The sequence below is a fragment of the Rhizobium sp. ZK1 genome (assembly GCF_047782645.1).
Classification (GTDB): Bacteria; Pseudomonadota; Alphaproteobacteria; order Rhizobiales; family Rhizobiaceae; genus Rhizobium.
Genome location: NZ_CP180586.1, coordinates 3,798,744 through 3,815,924 on the forward strand (window position 1 = coordinate 3,798,744; position 17,181 = coordinate 3,815,924).

General features: G+C 59.2%; 20 protein-coding genes and 1 riboswitch. Of the genes, 7 read left to right on the top strand and 13 right to left on the bottom strand.

Annotated elements, in window-relative coordinates:
- Window positions 1–2 precede the first annotated feature (2 nt).
- The 6 genes from ACK9YZ_RS19240 to soxR form a co-directional block, all read right to left on the bottom strand.
- Window positions 3–1,559, bottom strand: a complete 1,557-nt coding sequence (locus ACK9YZ_RS19240) for a formate dehydrogenase beta subunit (RefSeq protein WP_416064842.1) — start codon at window positions 1,557–1,559, stop codon at window positions 3–5.
- Window positions 1,556–2,035, bottom strand: a complete 480-nt coding sequence (locus ACK9YZ_RS19245; protein WP_416064843.1) for a formate dehydrogenase subunit gamma — start codon at window positions 2,033–2,035, stop codon at window positions 1,556–1,558. The genes ACK9YZ_RS19240 and ACK9YZ_RS19245 overlap by 4 nt, the downstream gene beginning before the upstream one ends.
- A 135-nt stretch (window positions 2,036–2,170) precedes the next feature.
- On the bottom strand, window positions 2,171–3,064 hold the full coding sequence (locus ACK9YZ_RS19250) for a LysR family transcriptional regulator (protein ID WP_183734337.1): 894 nt from the start codon (window positions 3,062–3,064) through the stop codon (window positions 2,171–2,173).
- Window positions 3,065–3,137: 73 nt separating this feature from the next.
- Window positions 3,138–3,479 carry an ArsR/SmtB family transcription factor gene (locus tag ACK9YZ_RS19255; protein ID WP_216756147.1) on the bottom strand — a complete coding sequence of 114 codons (342 nt, stop codon included), beginning with the start codon at window positions 3,477–3,479 and terminating at the stop codon, window positions 3,138–3,140.
- Window positions 3,480–3,580: 101 nt separating this feature from the next.
- Window positions 3,581–4,351 (bottom strand): SDR family NAD(P)-dependent oxidoreductase, encoded by a 771-nt coding sequence (locus tag ACK9YZ_RS19260; RefSeq protein ID WP_416064844.1) that lies wholly within the window; start codon window positions 4,349–4,351, stop codon window positions 3,581–3,583.
- 91 nt (window positions 4,352–4,442) lie between these two features.
- A complete protein-coding gene (soxR, locus tag ACK9YZ_RS19265) occupies window positions 4,443–4,907 on the bottom strand; it encodes a redox-sensitive transcriptional activator SoxR (protein ID WP_183734340.1) in 465 nt (154 codons plus the stop codon).
- 81 nt (window positions 4,908–4,988) lie between these two features.
- Between soxR and ACK9YZ_RS19270 the strand changes: the two genes are divergently transcribed.
- From ACK9YZ_RS19270 to ACK9YZ_RS19300, 7 genes are all read left to right on the top strand, one after another.
- A complete protein-coding gene (locus ACK9YZ_RS19270) occupies window positions 4,989–5,564 on the top strand; it encodes an NADPH-dependent FMN reductase (protein WP_216756149.1) in 576 nt (191 codons plus the stop codon).
- 190 nt (window positions 5,565–5,754) lie between these two features.
- A riboswitch (TPP riboswitch) is annotated at window positions 5,755–5,868 on the top strand.
- Window positions 5,859–6,467, top strand: a complete 609-nt coding sequence (locus tag ACK9YZ_RS19275) for a YkoF family thiamine/hydroxymethylpyrimidine-binding protein (protein WP_416064845.1) — start codon at window positions 5,859–5,861, stop codon at window positions 6,465–6,467. It overlaps the preceding riboswitch by 10 nt.
- A gap of 14 nt (window positions 6,468–6,481) precedes the next feature.
- Window positions 6,482–7,273 (top strand): ABC transporter permease, encoded by a 792-nt coding sequence (locus tag ACK9YZ_RS19280; protein WP_416064846.1) that lies wholly within the window; start codon window positions 6,482–6,484, stop codon window positions 7,271–7,273.
- A complete protein-coding gene (locus ACK9YZ_RS19285) occupies window positions 7,270–8,025 on the top strand; it encodes an ABC transporter ATP-binding protein (protein WP_416064847.1) in 756 nt (251 codons plus the stop codon). The genes ACK9YZ_RS19280 and ACK9YZ_RS19285 overlap by 4 nt, the downstream gene beginning before the upstream one ends.
- Window positions 8,026–8,032: 7 nt before the next feature.
- Entirely contained in the window at window positions 8,033–9,043 is a 1,011-nt protein-coding gene (locus tag ACK9YZ_RS19290) for an ABC transporter substrate-binding protein (protein WP_416066776.1), read from the top strand.
- A gap of 65 nt (window positions 9,044–9,108) precedes the next feature.
- Window positions 9,109–10,323: an acyltransferase family protein gene (locus tag ACK9YZ_RS19295; protein WP_416064848.1), complete on the top strand. Its 1,215-nt coding sequence runs from the start codon at window positions 9,109–9,111 to the stop codon at window positions 10,321–10,323.
- A gap of 162 nt (window positions 10,324–10,485) precedes the next feature.
- The gene (locus tag ACK9YZ_RS19300) at window positions 10,486–11,223 is read left to right on the top strand and encodes a sugar transferase (RefSeq protein ID WP_416064849.1); all 738 of its coding nucleotides are present in this window, start codon (window positions 10,486–10,488) and stop codon (window positions 11,221–11,223) included.
- A 161-nt stretch (window positions 11,224–11,384) separates the two neighbouring features.
- On the opposite strand, the gene ACK9YZ_RS19305 is transcribed toward ACK9YZ_RS19300, so the two are convergent.
- The 7 genes from ACK9YZ_RS19305 to ACK9YZ_RS19335 all read right to left on the bottom strand — a co-directional run bounded on the left by ACK9YZ_RS19305 (window position 11,385) and on the right by ACK9YZ_RS19335 (window position 17,133).
- Complete coding sequence (locus ACK9YZ_RS19305; protein ID WP_416064850.1) at window positions 11,385–11,792, bottom strand: F0F1 ATP synthase subunit epsilon; 408 nt, start codon at window positions 11,790–11,792, stop codon at window positions 11,385–11,387.
- The gene (locus ACK9YZ_RS19310; protein ID WP_416064851.1) at window positions 11,792–12,031 is read right to left on the bottom strand and encodes a hypothetical protein; all 240 of its coding nucleotides are present in this window, start codon (window positions 12,029–12,031) and stop codon (window positions 11,792–11,794) included. The genes ACK9YZ_RS19305 and ACK9YZ_RS19310 overlap by 1 nt, the downstream gene beginning before the upstream one ends.
- Window positions 12,031–13,458, bottom strand: coding sequence for a F0F1 ATP synthase subunit beta (atpD, locus tag ACK9YZ_RS19315; protein WP_416064852.1), 1,428 nt, complete (start codon window positions 13,456–13,458; stop codon window positions 12,031–12,033). The genes ACK9YZ_RS19310 and atpD overlap by 1 nt, the downstream gene beginning before the upstream one ends.
- A gap of 22 nt (window positions 13,459–13,480) precedes the next feature.
- Entirely contained in the window at window positions 13,481–14,365 is an 885-nt protein-coding gene (locus ACK9YZ_RS19320; RefSeq protein ID WP_416064853.1) for a F0F1 ATP synthase subunit gamma, read from the bottom strand.
- Window positions 14,366–14,393: 28 nt separating this feature from the next.
- Window positions 14,394–15,923, bottom strand: a complete 1,530-nt coding sequence (atpA, locus tag ACK9YZ_RS19325) for a F0F1 ATP synthase subunit alpha (protein WP_416064854.1) — start codon at window positions 15,921–15,923, stop codon at window positions 14,394–14,396.
- A complete protein-coding gene (locus ACK9YZ_RS19330; RefSeq protein ID WP_416066777.1) occupies window positions 15,923–16,489 on the bottom strand; it encodes a F0F1 ATP synthase subunit delta in 567 nt (188 codons plus the stop codon). Before ACK9YZ_RS19330 ends, atpA begins: the two co-directional genes overlap by 1 nt.
- Before the next feature lie 254 nt (window positions 16,490–16,743).
- The gene (locus ACK9YZ_RS19335) at window positions 16,744–17,133 is read right to left on the bottom strand and encodes a DUF4345 domain-containing protein (RefSeq protein ID WP_416064855.1); all 390 of its coding nucleotides are present in this window, start codon (window positions 17,131–17,133) and stop codon (window positions 16,744–16,746) included.
- Window positions 17,134–17,181 lie beyond the last annotated feature (48 nt).

A 17,181-nucleotide genomic window follows, 5' to 3' on the forward strand; every position in this document is an offset into this window, starting at 1 on the left:
GTCTATTCCGCCGCTTCTGTGAGAGGGACCGGAGCAAAATCTTCGGGAAAGTGTGTCATGGCGCTCATGACTGGATAGGGAGTGAAGCCGCCGAGCGCGCAGAGCGAACCGAATTTCATCGTATTGCAGAGATCGGCGAGCAGCTCGCGGTTCTTTTCCGGCTCGATCCCCTTCGCGATCTTGTCGGCCGTTTCGACGCCGCGTGTCGAGCCGATGCGGCAGGGCGTGCACTTGCCGCAGCTTTCCACCGCGCAGAACTCCATCGCAAAGCGAGCTTGCTTCAACATATCGGCCGTATCGTCGAAGACGACGAGGCCGGCATGGCCGATCAGCCCGTCCTTGGCAGCAAAGGCTTCATAGTCGAAAGCTGTATCGAAGAGCGCCCGCGGGAAATAGGCACCAAGCGGGCCGCCCACCTGTACCGCCTTTACCGGCAGGCCGGATGCGGTGCCGCCGCCGATATCATCGACGATATCGCCGAGCGACAGGCCGAAGGCGGTTTCATAGAGACCGCGATATTTCACATTGCCGGCGATCTGCAGCGGAATGGTGCCATGTGACCGGCCCATGCCGAAATCGCGATAGAAGGCGGCACCCTTGTCCATGATCACAGGCACAGAAGCTAGCGAGATCACGTTATTGATGACCGTCGGACAGTCAAACAGGCCCTTATGCGCCGGCAGCGGCGGCTTCGCGCGGACGACACCCCGCTTGCCTTCAAGGCTGTTCAGCAGCGCCGTCTCCTCGCCGCAGACATAGGCGCCCGCACCCGTGCGGATCTCCATGTCGAATGCCTTGCCGGAACCGAGCACCGAGGTGCCGAGAATGCCGGCCCTGCGGGCGACCCCCACCGCCTCTGTCATCGTGGCGATGGCGTGCGGGTATTCCGAGCGCGTATAGACGAAGCCCTTCGTGGCGCCGGTCGCAAGGCCTGATATCACCATGCCTTCGATGAGCACGAAGGGATCGCCTTCCATAATCATCCGGTCGGCGAAGGTACCGCTGTCGCCCTCATCTGCATTGCAGACGATATATTTGCGAGAACCCGCCGCATCGAGCACCGTTTTCCACTTGATGCCGGTCGGAAAGCCGGCACCGCCACGACCGCGAAGGCCGGAATCGGTAACTTCTTTGACGACATCGGCAGGCTGCATCGACACCGCGCGGCGAAGACCCGCAAGCCCGCCATGGGCTTCGTAATCCTCAAGCGAAAGCGGATCGGTAATGCCGCAGCGGGCAAAGGTGAGACGGGTCTGGCCTTTCAGGAACGGGAGGTCATCGACCTCCCCGAGACAGAGCGCATGCGCGCCGCCGCCTATCAATCCCGCATCGAACAGACCGGCGACATCCTTCTCCTTGACCGGCCCATAGCCGATCCGCTTACCGGAAAGCTCGACCTCGACCAGCGGTTCCAGCCAGAACATTCCGCGCGAGCCGTTGCGCACGATAGTCGCATCGAGGCCGCGGGCAGCGATCTCCTGGGTAATCGCCTTTGCCACCTTTTCAGCCCCGAGCGAGAGCGCTGCAGCATCGCGCGGAACATAAATCTTCACAGTCATCGGCGCGCCTCCTCGATGAGTTCGGTCGCCAATTCGTCATCGACCCGGCCGTACACCTCGCCATCGAACATGGCGGCCGGCGCGCAGGCACAGAGACCGAGACAGTAGACCGGCTCCAGGGTCACGCTGCCATCGAGAGTCGTCTGGTGGAAATCGATGCCGAGCAGGGTCTTGATACGTTCGGCCAATGCATCGCCACCCATCGACTGGCAGGCTTCGGCGCGACAGAGTCTCAGCACGTGCCGACCGGCAGGATGATTTCGATAATCATGGTAGAAGGTTACGACCCCGTGAACCTCGGCGCGGGAAAGATTGAGCTCGTCGGCGATGACCGGTAGGGCCTCCTGCGGCACGTAACCGAACTGGTCCTGGACCTCGTGCAGAATGGGGAGCAGTGGGCCTTCGAGGGATCGAAGATCAGCGACGATCGAACGGATACGCCCGGCTATATCGCCCTCGGCGATACGTATATTCATCAGCAGCCTCCCTTCGGCTTACGCATTCCCTGAAAACCGCAAAACTCCCCATGTCATTGCGATTTCCACAGAACTGTCTCAGGGAAGCAGGGTGCAATCAATAAAGCAGTCTCGTTGCTCGATAGTTTTTTCCTATCAAAGTTCTGCGTCTTCAACGAGTGTTCTTGCTTCATGCAACAAAGCGGAGACAAGCGGCGTAAAGGGTTCACGATAGGGAGCAACCAGGCCAACGAGATGGTGCGCCTCCGGCTCGACGATTGGGATCATTCGGATCTCCACAGGAAAGCCAAATGATTTCGCGACGTTACGTGGCATGATGCTCGCCCAGCGGCCGGTCCGTACATGCGAAAAAAGCACAATCATCGAGTTGGATTCAAGCGTCGGATGCACTGTCGCACCGGCTTCGGTCAAATGTCGGTTGATGATACGCCGATTCTGCATGTCGGCCGTCAATAGGCAAAGCCGAAGATCGCCTACCTCACGCCATGTCACACTCTCGCGATCCGAGAGCGGGCTGCCGGCGGCGGTGATCAGATTGTAGCGCTCCGCATAAAGCGGGACCGAGGTGACGCGCCCAAGCGGCTCGTTTTCCAGATAGGTGATGCCGGCATCGATCTCGAGGTTTTCGAGCATGCTCAGCACCTGCAGCGAATTGCGCGAGACGATGGAGAAGGTGACGTCGGGATGCCGCTCCTGGAAGGGCGTTGTGATTCGCGACAACATGGCGAGCGCGGTCGGAATGGAAGCCAGACGCAGATGGCCCGAGAGACCTTTGCGGGCGGCGCGCATTTCCTCGCGCATGGTGCGTGTGTCGCCGACGATACGCCGCGCCCATTCGAGCACGCGCTGCCCTTCCGGCGTCAATCCTTGAAAGCGAGAGCCGCGCTGCACCAGCATGACGCCGAGTTGATCCTCGAGCTGGCGAATGGCGGCCGAAAGCGTTGGTTGGGAGACGCCACATTCCTCTGCCGCACGGCCGAAATGTTTTTCGTTGGCGAGCGCAATGAAGAATTCCAGCTTGTCGATCATCCGGCCTCCCTGCCGAATTCGAGACGAGGCCTATTTTTGCGGCTTGTCCACCGCTTCGCAAGAGCCGTGGGCTCTAACTTTTCTCGGCAACAGGAAAGAGACTGAAAAGTGATTCGAGGAAAGCCAGAACGCTTTCGTTACCTGTGCTGTAATAGACGAGCCGTCCTTCGCGCCGCGTATTGACGAGACCTTCGAGCCTCAACCGGGCAAGCTGCTGGGACACCATAGCCTGCTGTATACCCAGGATATCCTCGATTTCGCCGACCGTCTTTTCCCCTTCCGACAGGATGCAAAGGATGAGCAACCGGGTCTGATGGGCTAGCGCCTTCAGGAGATCACTCGCCTCGTGGGCTTTGTTAGCAAGCTTCTGCAAGTCCTGGCCAGTCATGCCCGGCTTCGGTTTAGGCAATGGCATTTGCTTCTCGGAAGGAGGTAATAAGGTAGATCAGTACACTATCATATTCGCAGAAGCGAATTGGTCAATTGTCATGAAGTACCAAAAAAAGTCCAACCAAATCAGCAAATAAGCTGACCACCGTTGATCTCCAGGACTTGACCTGTGATGTAGCCGGAGAGTGAAGGGGCCGCCAGGAAGAGATAGGCAGGCGCGCAATCCTCCGCTGTTCCAAGCCGCTGCAGCGGGATAGACTTACGAGTCTGCTCCAGTTTTTCGCGAGATGAATAGCGTGCATGGAAATCGGTATCGATCGTTCCGGGCGAGACGCAATTGACCCTTATACCGTCAGGCGCGAGCTCCCGGGCAAGCGCCTTCGAATAGGTCGCAACGAAAGCCTTCGATGCGGAATAGATCGCCGAACCAGGGCTTCCGCCGGTCAGCGCCGAAATCGAAACCGTGTTGACGATGGCAGCACCTTGCGCCGCCCGCAGCGCCGGAAGCACAGCGCGCGTCAACTCCACCACCGACGTTTGGTTGAGACGCACGATGGTCTCGTACTCGGCATCAGTGAGCTCTCCGGCCAGAAAGCGGCCATGCATGGTACCGGCATTGTTGACCAGCACATGCACCGCATCGAAGAATTCAAGCGCCTCCTCCGCAAACTTTGTCGCCCCGCCCGGATGCAGGAAATCTGCCGGCAGCAGCAGCGCCCGCCGCTCCGATTCGGCTGTCAGCAGAAAATCCGGCAGTTCGCGCTCCCCATCACGCCCGATATGAACGAGTACGCGCGCCCCGCAATCCAGAAACTGTCGGGCAATTTCCAGGCCGATACCGCGGCCGCCCCCCGTGACGACGACATTGCGGTTCTCGAACAGTTTGGGATGAAACACGAAGCTCTCCTCCTTGCGAGCGGCCGGTCCCGCTGCTTGCACTACCAGGGCCTAACATATGCGGCCATCAGCCAAAAGAAAGCCCGAAGGTCTAAGCACCCGGGTCCAGAAGCCGCGCACCGGCGCCTTGCCTGCCGAGAACGTCGAAGGGATTGCGCAATGGACAGGCGTCGATGGAGAGGCAGCCACAGCCAATACAGCTCGTCAGATGGTCGCGCAGCAGGCTCAGCCGCTTGATGCGGGCATCGAGATCATCTTTCCAGAGCGCCGACAGCCTCTGCCAATCCTCGACTGTCGGCGTACGGCTCTGCGGCAGGGTTTCGAACGCAGTCTGGATTTCGGCAAGCGGGATGCCGACGCGTTGCGCCACCTTGATGATGCCGAGACGCCGTAGTACGTCGCGGCCGTAGCGGCGCTGGTTGCCGCGGGTGCGGATGCTGGAGATCAGCCCCTTCGTCTCATAGAAATGAAGGGCAGAAACAGCAAGCCCGCTTCGCTCTGCCACCTCGCCCACCGTCAGGAGCTTGCTCAACGAGAATGTCGAATTCTGCTGCATGGCCTATTGACCTCAATGTTAGTTGAGGTTTTATAGACTGCGCTCCCGAGGCCGTAAAGCCGATACGAGAAGGAGCAATGCATGCAGAAACCCATGAGGCTTGCCGTCATCTATGGCAGCACGCGTGAGGGCCGCATCTGCGACAGGGTGGTGAAATGGCTCGAAAGAGAGCTGGCCCGCTTTCCGCAATTCAAGATCGACATCATCGATCCGCTGGCATTTTCGTTGCCGCGAGAGCATGCGCCGCATCATCCGGAGGCAAGACGGCTCACGGACAGGCTTCACCAGGCCGATGGCTTCATCCTCGTCACCCCGGAATATAACCACAGTTTCACCGCCTCACTGAAGTTCCTCATCGACCTCTTCATCGAGCCCTGGCACGGCAAGCCGATTGCCTTTGTCTGCTATGGCGGTGTCTCCGCCGGATTACGGGCAGTTGAACAGCTCCGCCTCGTCTTCGCCGAACTCCATGCCGTCACGATCTGCGACGCCGTGAGCTTCAACTCCCCCTGGCGTCGTTTCGACAATGAAGGCTGGCTGCAGGATCCGCAGGATGCGTTGCGCCGGCTCTCGCGAATGATGGCCCAGTTGCAATGGTGGACTGAAGCGCTGATCACCGCCCGCAGCGACACTCCTTATGCCGGTGTAGCCGCCTGAGACAACGACATCCGGTTCCGTTTCTGGCAGGTACGGAAGCGGCTGGACACCCGGACAGGGCCTCCGTCCGGGTGTTTCCTTCCCCGACACCTAACAGGTGCTCCCAAACGGTCATCGCCCTCATACCGACCGTGTAGCCGGGTAGGAATTTTGCGGTTGCAGTATCGCAAACCCGGTGTTAGTTTCCGCCACAATTTCACGGGGGAGCTCCGAACTGCCGGGGCTGAGATGTGAGGCGCATGCCTCCGGACCCTTCAAAGCTGATCTGGGTAATGCCAGCGGAGCGAGGTCCAAATGTTTTCCGGCGCGCAAGTGTCCCTGTATCCGATGTCCGGCATTTTCGTCGGCATCATCCTTGACGCTATCAAGGCTCTCGAGCCCTATCGCGATCGTCTTCGCATCGAAACCGACGATATTTCTACGCTGATGGTCGGCCCGCCCGACGTGCTGTTTGCCGCCATGCGCGACCTCTTCGTCTCGGCTGCCGCAAGCGGCGAGCATTGCGTATTGTCCGCCGCCATCTCGCGTGGCTGCCCCGGCGAACCGGATGATGCGATCTGCGGCGCCGGCTTGTCTTCCAGCCGGTCCGAGCCGCTTGCCGAGCGCGTCGAGGCCGCGATTACGGCAGTCAGGGATACGAAACAGACCGGCCGGGCAACGGCAGCCCAGTTTTCTCTCTATGTTATGGGAACGGGCACGCATATGGACGAGATCTATGGCTGCATCGATTTCCTGAAGCGTTCGGGCACATTCGACCGCTCCAAGAATTTCTGCACCAAGCTGCGCGGCGATGCCGGCGCGATCTTTGCGACCATTCACGAAGCCTTCTATCGCTTCGGCGATCCAGAAGGCCATGTGACGCTGGATATCACGGTCTCCGCAAACAGTCCGAGCAAAGCCTGAGACGCTTGACGGCGATGACCTTATCGAACTCGGATTCGACATTTACGGCACTGAGGCGGGCCTTGCCTGCCATTCTTGCCGTGTTTGCCTTCCTGGCTGTCTGGGAGCTCTATGTCGATCTCTCCAGCATCAAACCCTCCATCCTGCCCTCGCCTTCGCGCATCTTCACACAAGGCTGGGTGAAAAGGCAGGCGCTGCTCGACAATACCTGGCCGACGCTCAGCGCAACACTCGGCGGTTTTGCCCTGTCGCTGGTCTTTGCCTTCGTCTCATCGGTGCTGATGGATTTCGTACCCTTCATGCGACGCGCACTGTTGCCGCTGTTCATCGTCAGCCAGACACTGCCATTGGTCGCGATTGCGCCCCTGGTCGTGCTCTGGTTTGGTTTCGGGCTGCTGCCGAAACTTCTGCTCGTCGCACTCGTCACCTTCTTTCCGTTGCTGGTCGCCCTGCTGCAGGGCTATGAATCGACGGACGGGGATATTGCCGAGCTTCTGAGTTCCATGAAGGCGAGCCGCTGGCGCATCTTCTGCCTGGCGAGACTTCCTTCCGCCATGCCCTTCTTCTTTGCAGGTCTGCGCATATCGATCACCTATGCCGTGGTCGGCGCGATCTTTGCCGAATATGCAGGCGCCTCCCGTGGCCTCGGGATTTACATCCTCAACGCCAAGAACAATTTCCGGCCGGATCTCGTGCTCGCCGCCGTCGTTCTCAGTGCCCTTCTGACGCTGTGCCTTTTCGGCCTTACGCTGGCGATCCAGCGTCTCGCCATGCCCTGGCAATCCGCCGCGGAGAAACGCCGATGAGCGGGATGCTGGAGCTTAAGAACATCTCGAAGTCCTTCGATGGCATGGAGGTGCTGAAGGACATCTCTCTCCATATCGCCAGGGGTGAATTCGTTTCGATCGTCGGCCCCTCCGGCTCCGGCAAGTCGACGATCCTCAGGCTGCTGACACAGGCATTGCTGACCGATAAAGGCGACATTCTCTTCGACGGCACTCCGCTCTCACAGGCTGCGCATGCCTTCGCTTTCATGCCCCAGCGCGATGCGTTGATGCCGTGGCGAAGCGTGATCGACAATGCGATCCTCGGCCTCGAAGTACATGGCATGCGTCGCAAGCAAGCGCGCGCCGTCGCGGCCCCTCTCTTCGAACGCTTCGGCCTTTCCGGCTTCGAAAACCACTATCCCGCAGCCCTTTCGGGCGGCATGCGCCAGCGTGCGGCCCTGCTGCGTACTGTGATCCAGCGGCAGGACATGCTGCTGCTCGACGAGCCCTTCGGGGCCCTCGACGCGCTGACCCGCACACAGATGCAGGAATGGCTGCAAGGCATGTGGATCGATCATCGCTGGACGGCGCTGCTGATCACACATGATGTGCGCGAGGCGGTCTTTTTGTCCGACCGTATCTATGTGCTTTCAGCCCGCCCGGCGGCTGTGGTCAGGGAATTCGAGGTACCGCTGGCAAGACCGCGAACGCTTGCCGATCTCGGCTCCCCGGCCGCACAGGCGATCGAAACAGAAATTCTTCAAACACTGCTGCATCCGCAAAGAACCTGAGGAGGTCCTGATGCTTCTCACACGCCGACAAACTCTTTTTGCCGCCATGGCTGCAAGCCTCTCCGGCCGCACCGCCTTCGCCCAGTCCGCCGCCGCAAAGGTCCGCATCGCGCTCGACTGGACGCCGAACACCAATCACATCGGCATCTATGTCGCCAAGGCGAAGGGCTTCTATGAAGCTGCCGGCCTCGATGTCGAAATCCTGCCCTATGCCGATACCAGCGCCGGCACGCTGGTCGCGAACGGCGTTGCCGATTTCGGCATTTGCGGGGAGATCGAAGCCTTCACCCAGCGCGCCGCCGGCGCGGATGTGAAGCTCGTCTACGCCGTGGTGCAGACGGAAACCGGCAGGCTGATCTTCAAGAGCGACCGCGACGACATCAAGAGCCCTAGAGATCTTGATGGTAAGACCTATGGTGGCTTCGGCGGCGCATGGGAGGAGGCACTCGTCTCCGCGATGATCCGCAACGACGGCGGCAAGGGCACCTTCCAGAATGTCACGCTCGGCACTTCGGCCTATGAGGCGCTCGACAACGGCGCCGTCGACTTCACACTGGAAATCTACACCTGGGAGGGCATTGCCGCCCAACTCGAGAACCGGCAGATCAGCCGCTGGCACTACAGCGATTACGGCATTCCCGACGAACAGACGACCGCGATCGCTTCCAGCGACGCATATCTTGCGGCCAATCCGCAAAATGCCCGCGCCTTCATCCAGGCAACACTGAAGGGTTACGCCTATTCGGTCGACAATCCGGACGAGGCCTGCGACCTCTTGATTGCCGGCAGCAATGGCGCACTGCTCAACACCGACCTTGTCAAGGCATCGCAGAAGGCCCTCGTCGAGGGGCATTTCCTCAGGAGCGAAAGCGGCGCGATCGGCACCATCGATCCGGCCAAGGCCGAAGCGATCGGCATTTTCCTGTTCGATCATGGCATCCTCCTCGATGCCAATGGTGCGGCACTGACGGAAAAGCCCGACTTTTCCGCCTACTACACCAACAGTCTCCTTGGCTGAGACGAGCCTGCCCTTGCGGGCAGCAGTTTTTCACTGCAAAGTCCCGCAAGGAGCGAGGGAGTGACATGCAGCAGCAGGACCGGGTGGCTGGAGCGGATTTCTTGCGCGCAGCCGCCTGCTTGCTCGTCCTCATCCATCATCTCATTCTGCGCATCGACCTCACCAAGCTCGGCGAAGGATTGCGGCCGACACTGACTGCCCTGCGCTTCGGCAATTTCGGCGTCGCCATCTTCTTCGTCCTCAGCGGCTTCCTGCTGGCCTTGCCGTTCTGGCGTTCCCTCGACGCCGGCGGCGCCATGCCCGACCTGCACATCTATGCGCTACGCCGCGCGGCCCGCATCGTGCCCGGTTATTGGGTGGCTTTGACGGCGGGCTTCATCCTCAGCGTCACATTGCTCGGATATGCGCTGACGCCGGAACTCGCTATGCGCTATGCCAGCGGCCTTTTCTTCATGAGCCAATGGCACTGGCGCACTTTCTTTCCTGTGGAAGGCAACGGCCCGCTCTGGTCCATCTCTTTCGAAGCGACGAGCTATGTGCTGCTGCCGCTTTGTTTCCTCTGGATTTTCGCGATCCCGGAAAACCGCCGTTCTCCACTTGTCACGCGCCTTGCCTGGCTCGGCATCATTGCCGTGACGCTGATCGCCCATGAAACCTTCCGTACGCTTTCCCCGCCCAATGAGCTGGACCGTGGCTGGCAATATGGCATGCAGGGCGGCGCGAAGGAGTGGATGCCCAACTACAATCCCATCGGCTTTTTCGCCGTTTTTGCGCTCGGCACGCTCGCAGCCGGCATTCAGATCCTGCTGCCGCGAAAGCGTCGGATCTGGTTCGACATCATCGCACTCGCCTGCCTCGTCGCCACCGGCCTCCAGCTACCGCTTTCGACAGGCGGGTCCTGGGAAGCCTACGGATGGCTCGGAGTTCCCTATGCCTTTCCGCTGTTTCCGGTTCTGATCGCTGCCGCTCTTGTGACCCTCTCGCGCTCGGTGCTGCTTGCGGCACTGCTCGACAATACCGTCATGCGCTTTACGGCAACCATCTCATTCGGGATCTATATCTGGCAGGATATCGTGCTGACCTCGATGCAAACGATTTCTCCGGCGATATTCGGGATCGGCAGGGACGATCCGGTACAGGACTGGTTTATCGGCTGCGCCGTTGCGACGCCGATCATTTTTCTTCTCGCAACCTTCAGCTATTTCACGCTGGAACGACCGGCAATACGAAGCGCCGCACGCATAACGCGCAAGAATTCAGCCGTTACCCAATATAGTTAATTCTCAATCCATTGAAAATATCAGAGACATATTTCGAAATACTCCCAAATTTGGCACCGTTATGGTTACGAAAACGTTAAGGAGGCGAGTGACAAATCGATCTCGTCCATGTATTTGTGCCAGCACCACGCAATATGCGAGTATTTCCACGGACGTTGCTTAGTGAACGTGTTTACTTCAAATAAGCTTCAAGATGCGGCTTTCGCTGTGAAAACAGTGAAGATGGAGGCTCTTGACGCAGCGAATTCCAATATTCGCCAGCCCGAGAGCTTTGCCGCATTGGATGGCCGGAACAGACTTCAGCTCGGCTTGAAGAGAGCGTTCGACATTTTCGGTGCAACAAGCGCTCTGGTTATTCTGTTTCCAGTTCTTCTAGCGATCGCGCTTCTCATCGTGATCGATGACGGCGGACCGGTGTTTTTCCGGCAGATTCGCTGGGGCCTGAAGGGCAGCAAGATCACCGTCTATAAGTTTCGCTCCATGCGGGCCGATCTCTGCGATCCAACCGGCGTCCAGCAGACTGTCAAGGGTGATTGGCGCGTGACGCGGATTGGCGCCTTCCTGCGCAAGACCAACATCGACGAGCTTCCGCAGCTTCTCAACGTCATCAAGGGTGATATGTCGCTCGTCGGCCCCCGCTGCCACGCGATCAATATGCGCGCAGCCGGTATGCTCTACGAGGAACTGGTGCCAGAATATCATTGCCGCCATCTGATGCGGCCTGGCATCACCGGCCTTGCCCAGACGCGCGGCTGGCGCGGCCCGACAGATCGACCGACAGAAGCGCGCGCCCGCATTGCCAGCGATATCTATTACATTAGAAATTTCAGCATCTGGCTGGATATGAAGATCCTGTTCCGCACGCTGCTGTCCGAATTGCGCGGCGGCACCGGCTTCTGAGATACTGAATTTTCACGGACGAAATCCATCAGGCCAGCGGTGAGATACCGGCTGTTTTGTTTTTACAGCATTCGCCGGGATAAGGGGCAGCATGTTCTCCCATGAGAAAAGCGGCCTGAAGGCCGCTTTTCTGTTCAATCTATGATGTCTGACTGAGCCGATCAGTCTTGATCGACCATGCCCTGCAGGCGGGTCATCTCCATGATGAAGTGCTCGAGCTTGGACTTGTGCTCGTGATGCACGACATCCTCAAGTTCCTTCTTCGCAGCTTCGATGCGGCGGGTCAGTTCGTCCTTGTTGAGTTCTTCCACCGGAACGGCAGATTCGGCAAGCAGCGTGCATCCGGTCGGCAGGACATCAGCAAAACCGCCGAACACGACATAATCCTGCTTCGAGCCGGAAGAGGTGCGAACGCTCACGATGCCTGGCTTGATTGTCGTCATCGTTGGGGCATGATTGGCCATAACAGTCATTTCGCCTTCGGTGGCAGGAATGACCACCTCGGTCACCATTTCCGACAGCAGCAGACGCTCCGGCGAAACGAGCTCAAAGTTGAAATTGTCAGCCATCAGTGACTTACCTTCTCGGCTATGGCTTCTGTATCTTGCAGTTTGGTCCCGCAGAACGGGCAGTGCATTATCGCTTGGTCGAGATAACCGAGGCCTTTCTCGGTCTGAGCCAGCCCGACAACCATCATCATCACGCCGTTGTCGGCGCGGTAGATGGTCGGCACCGCCGGTTCAGGAAGTTCTGCGACGACCCCCTTCAGGGAGTCGCAGCAGAATATCTCGTCCTGAGTGTCGCTCATCAAGCGGCAGCGAGCTTCTTGGCCTTCTCGATGGCTTCGTCGATCGATCCAACCATGTAGAAGGCAGCTTCCGGCAGGTGGTCGTACTCGCCGTTTACCAGGCCCTTGAAGCCCTTGATCGTGTCCTCGAGAGCAACCAGCTTGCCCGGCGAACCGGTGAAGACTTCGGCGACGAAGAACGGCTGCGACAGGAAACGCTCGATCTTGCGGGCGCGGGCAACCGACAGCTTGTCTTCTTCAGACAGTTCGTCCATGCCCAGGATGGCGATGATGTCCTGCAGGGCCTTGTAGCGCTGCAGCGTCGACTGAACCTTACGAGCAATTTCATAATGCTCTTCGCCGACGACCAGCGGATCGAGCATGCGCGAGGTGGAGTCGAGTGGGTCGACGGCCGGGTAGATACCCTTTTCAGCGATCGAGCGCGACAGAACCGTCGTTGCATCCAGGTGGGCGAACGAGGTTGCCGGTGCCGGGTCGGTCAAGTCGTCGGCCGGAACGTAAATGGCCTGAACCGAGGTGATCGAACCCGTCGTCGTCGTGGTGATGCGTTCCTGCATCTGACCCATGTCGGTTGCGAGCGTCGGCTGATAGCCCACGGCCGAAGGAATACGGCCGAGCAGAGCAGACACTTCCGAGCCAGCCTGCGTGAAACGGAAGATGTTGTCGACGAAGAACAGAACGTCCTGGCCCTGGTCGCGGAAATGTTCTGCAACCGTCAGACCCGTCAGAGCAACGCGAGCGCGGGCGCCCGGCGGTTCGTTCATCTGGCCGTAAACCAGCGCAGCCTTGGAGCCTTCGCCGCCGCCATGCTTATTGACGCCCGATTCGATCATTTCGTGGTAAAGGTCGTTGCCTTCGCGGGTACGTTCACCCACGCCTGCGAAGACCGAGTAACCACCGTGCGCCTTGGCGACGTTGTTGATCAGTTCCATGATGAGAACGGTCTTGCCGACGCCTGCGCCGCCGAACAGACCGATCTTGCCGCCCTTTGCATAGGGAGCGAGAAGGTCGACGACCTTGATGCCGGTGACAAGGATCTGCGCTTCCGTGGACTGCTCGACGTAGGCCGGAGCGTCCTGGTGGATGGCGCGCTTGTGAGAGGTGTTCAGCGGACCTGCTTCATCGACCGGCTCGCCGATGACGTTCATGATACGGCCGAGCGTTTCGTCACCAACCGGAACCGAGATCGGAGCGCCGGTGTCGGTAACCTGCTGGCCGCGAACGAGACCTTCGGACGAGTCCATGGCGATCGTGCGGACTTCGTTTTCGCCCAGATGCTGAGCGACTTCGAGAACCAGACGGTTGCCGTTATTGTCGGTTTCGAGCGCGTTCAAAATCGCCGGCAGTTCGCCTTCGAAAGCAACGTCGACGACGGCGCCGATAACCTGGGTGACTTTGCCGACAGAGCGGGTAGCTGCCTCAGCCATTTTCTTACCCTCTTTCCCTAACTCAGAGCGCTTCCGCGCCCGAAATGATTTCAATCAGTTCCTTGGTGATCTGCGCCTGACGCTGACGGTTGTAGTTCAGTGTCAGCTTGTTGATCATCTCACCAGCATTGCGCGTCGCATTGTCCATTGCGCTCATCTTGGCGCCCATTTCGCCCGCGACGTTCTCGAGGAGGGCGCGGAAGACCTGGACAGAGATGTTGCGCGGGATCAGATCACCGAGGATCGACGCCGGATCCGGCTCGTACTCGTAGACGGCGCCGGCATGGTCTGCATCCTCGGCAACCGCTTCCGGAGCCTTGGCGGGGATGAGCTGCTGTGCCGTCGGAACCTGGCTGATGACCGACTTGAACTCGGAGTAGAACAGCGTGCAGACGTCAAATTCGCCGGCATCGAACATCTCGATGATACGCTTGCCGATCTGGTCGGCATTCTCGAAACCGATCTTCTTGACGTCGCGCAGTTCCTTGCGCTCGACGATCATCGATGCGAATTCGCGACGCAGGATGTCGTAGCCCTTCTTGCCGACGGTGAAGATCTTCACCGTCTTGCCTTCAGCGACAAGTCTGCGGACATGATCGCGCGCGAAGCGGGCGATCTGCGAATTGAAGCCGCCGCACAGGCCGCGTTCGGCCGTGCAGACGACGAGCAGGTGAACCTGGTCCTTGCCCGTGCCGGTCATCAGGACCGGCGCGCCATCCGCATCGGTAACGGCCTTGGCGATGTTCGCCAGGACCGCATTCATACGCTGCGAGTAAGGCCGGGCGGCCTCGGCCGCCTCCTGCGCACGCCGAAGCTTCGCCGCGGCGACCATCTTCATCGCCTTGGTGATCTTCTGCGTCGCCTTGACGGAGGCGATCCGGTTTTTCAGATCCTTAAGTGAAGGCATCCGTTATCCGTCCTAACCTAGTGCCCGATTACTGGAAAGACTTGGCGAAGCTGTCGAGGGCAGCAGTGAGCTTGCCCTTCGTCGCATCGCTGATAGCCTTTTCCGTACGGATCGCATCGAGGATGTCGGAGCCTTCCGAACGCAGGTAGGACAGCAGACCCTGTTCGAACTTGCCGACCTGAGCAACCGGCAGCTTGTCGAGGTAGCCGTTGACACCCGCGAAGATCACGGCGACCTGCTCTTCCGTCTTCAGCGGCGAGAACTGCGGCTGCTTCAGGAGTTCGGTCAGGCGTGCGCCGCGGTTCAGCAGTCGCTGCGTGGCAGCATCGAGGTCCGAACCGAACTGTGCGAAGGCGGCCATCTCACGATACTGGGCGAGTTCACCCTTGATCGAGCCGGCAACCTGCTTCATCGCCTTAATCTGGGCCGAAGAACCGACGCGGGAAACCGACAGACCGACGTTAACGGCCGGGCGGATGCCCTGGTAGAACAGGTCGGTTTCGAGGAAGATCTGACCGTCGGTGATCGAGATCACGTTGGTCGGAATGAAGGCAGAAACGTCGTTACCCTGCGTTTCGATGACCGGCAGAGCGGTGAGCGAACCAGCGCCCTTGTCGTCGTTCATCTTTGCCGCGCGCTCAAGAAGACGCGAGTGCAGGTAGAAAACGTCGCCCGGATAAGCTTCGCGGCCCGGCGGGCGGCGCAGCAGCAGCGACATCTGGCGGTAAGCAACAGCCTGCTTGGACAGGTCATCGTAACCGATCAGCGCGTGCTGAGCGTTGTCGCGGAAGTATTCGCCCATTGCGCAACCCGCGAACGGAGCAAGGTACTGCATCGGAGCCGGATCGGAAGCCGTGGCGGCAACAACGATCGAGTACTTCAGGGCGCCGCGCTCTTCCAGAACCTTGACGAACTGAGCAACGGTGGAGCGCTTCTGGCCGATGGCGACGTAGACGCAGAAGAGCTTGTCCTGATCCGGGCCGTTGTCATGGATCGGCTTCTGGTTCAGGAACGTATCGAGAATGATGGCGGTCTTGCCAGTCTGACGGTCGCCGATGACGAGCTCGCGCTGGCCACGACCGACCGGGATCAGAGCGTCGATAGCCTTGAGGCCGGTCGACATCGGCTCATGAACCGACTTGCGCGGAATGATGCCCGGAGCCTTGACGTCGACGCGCGCACGGCGGGTCGCGTTGATCGGACCCTTGCCGTCGATCGGGTTGCCGAGAGCGTCGACGACACGGCCAAGCAGTTCCGGACCAACCGGAACGTCAACGATCGCGCCGGTACGCTTGACGGTGTCGCCTTCCTTGATGTCGCGGTCGGAGCCGAAAATAACGACACCGACGTTGTCGGATTCAAGGTTGAGCGCCATGCCGCGGATGCCGCCGGGGAACTCGACCATTTCACCAGCCTGAACATTGTCCAGGCCGTAAACGCGAGCGATACCGTCACCAACGGAGAGAACCTGACCGACTTCCGAGACTTCCGCCTCTTTGCCGAAGTTCTTGATCTGGTCTTTAAGAATTGCGGAAATTTCCGCAGCGCGGATATCCATCAGCCGACCTCTTTCAATGCAAGCTTAAGGGTAGAGAGTTTGGTACGAAGAGACGTGTCAATCTGACGGGACCCGACCTTGACGATCAGACCACCAAGAATTGACGGATCAACCGTGACAGCAATCGCCACGTCTTTGCCGGTGACGCCCTTCAGCGCCGCCTTCAATTCAATTTCCTGCTCTGCGGTCAGAGCATGGGCCGAAGTGACTTCGGCAGAAATTTCGCCGCGATGGTTGGCAGCAATGATGCGGAAGGCCTTGATCATGCCCGGCAGGGCAAACAGGCGGCGGTTACGCGCCACGACCTTCAGGAAATTGGCGAAGAAGCCCGAGATACCGGCCTTTTCGGCGATAGCAACGATGCCCTTGAGCTGATCTTCTGCGGAGAAAACCGGGCTGAGAACAAAGCGCTTCAGATCGTCGCTTTCGTCCAGCATGGTCTGGAACCGGTCGAGATCAGCGGTAACGCTGTCAACCGCGCCTTCTTCGAGAGCCAGCTCGAAAAGCGACGAGGCATAGCGCTCTGCAACACCAGAAGTAAGCTGGGACGTGTCTGCCACGGGCACAAATTTCCCTGATTTCAATTCAAAATCGGACTTTCGGCGGGCGCCGAACTTATGATCTTGAATTCGTTTTGATTTCCCCCAGAAATCGCAAGAGAAGCCTCTTGCTTCTTCCGAAATTCGGGGTCCGTCTAACATAGGATATCCGGACTCGCAACACGCGTAATGCCCGAATACGTGTTTCGCTTGATTTTCTGTCTGCAAAATTACGCAAACACCTGAAAGCGGCCCGTGAAACGCCTTCTTTCCGCTTGAGATCACCCTTGCAGAAAGCCGAAAACGTGGAGCAGCGGCAGCGCGGCGATGGCCGCCTGAACAACCAGAAGTAAATAATTGAGGATCGTGCTCCCCTTATCAGACAGAATGGAAATGATGCGGGCGAAAGCCGCCATCGCGAAGGCTGCTCCAAGAGCCAAATAGGTCCAGTCCTGCGCCAGCATGATCGCGGCAAGGCCGAGGCCAAGATAGAGGCCGCCCGTTGATCGGACTTCGCTAAAACCTTCGCGCCGCTCGCCGCGGGACGCCAGACCGACAGCTCGCATAGAAAGGCCAGGCGCGAACATGATGACGAAGCCGGCAAGCGCCGTGAAGGCTGCCGCACCGAAGGCAAGCTGCTCGCCAAATTCCGTCGGAAAGTAGAATTCCATGCCTCGACCCCAAAATCATCAGCTGATTCTGCGTTTATGCCATGATCG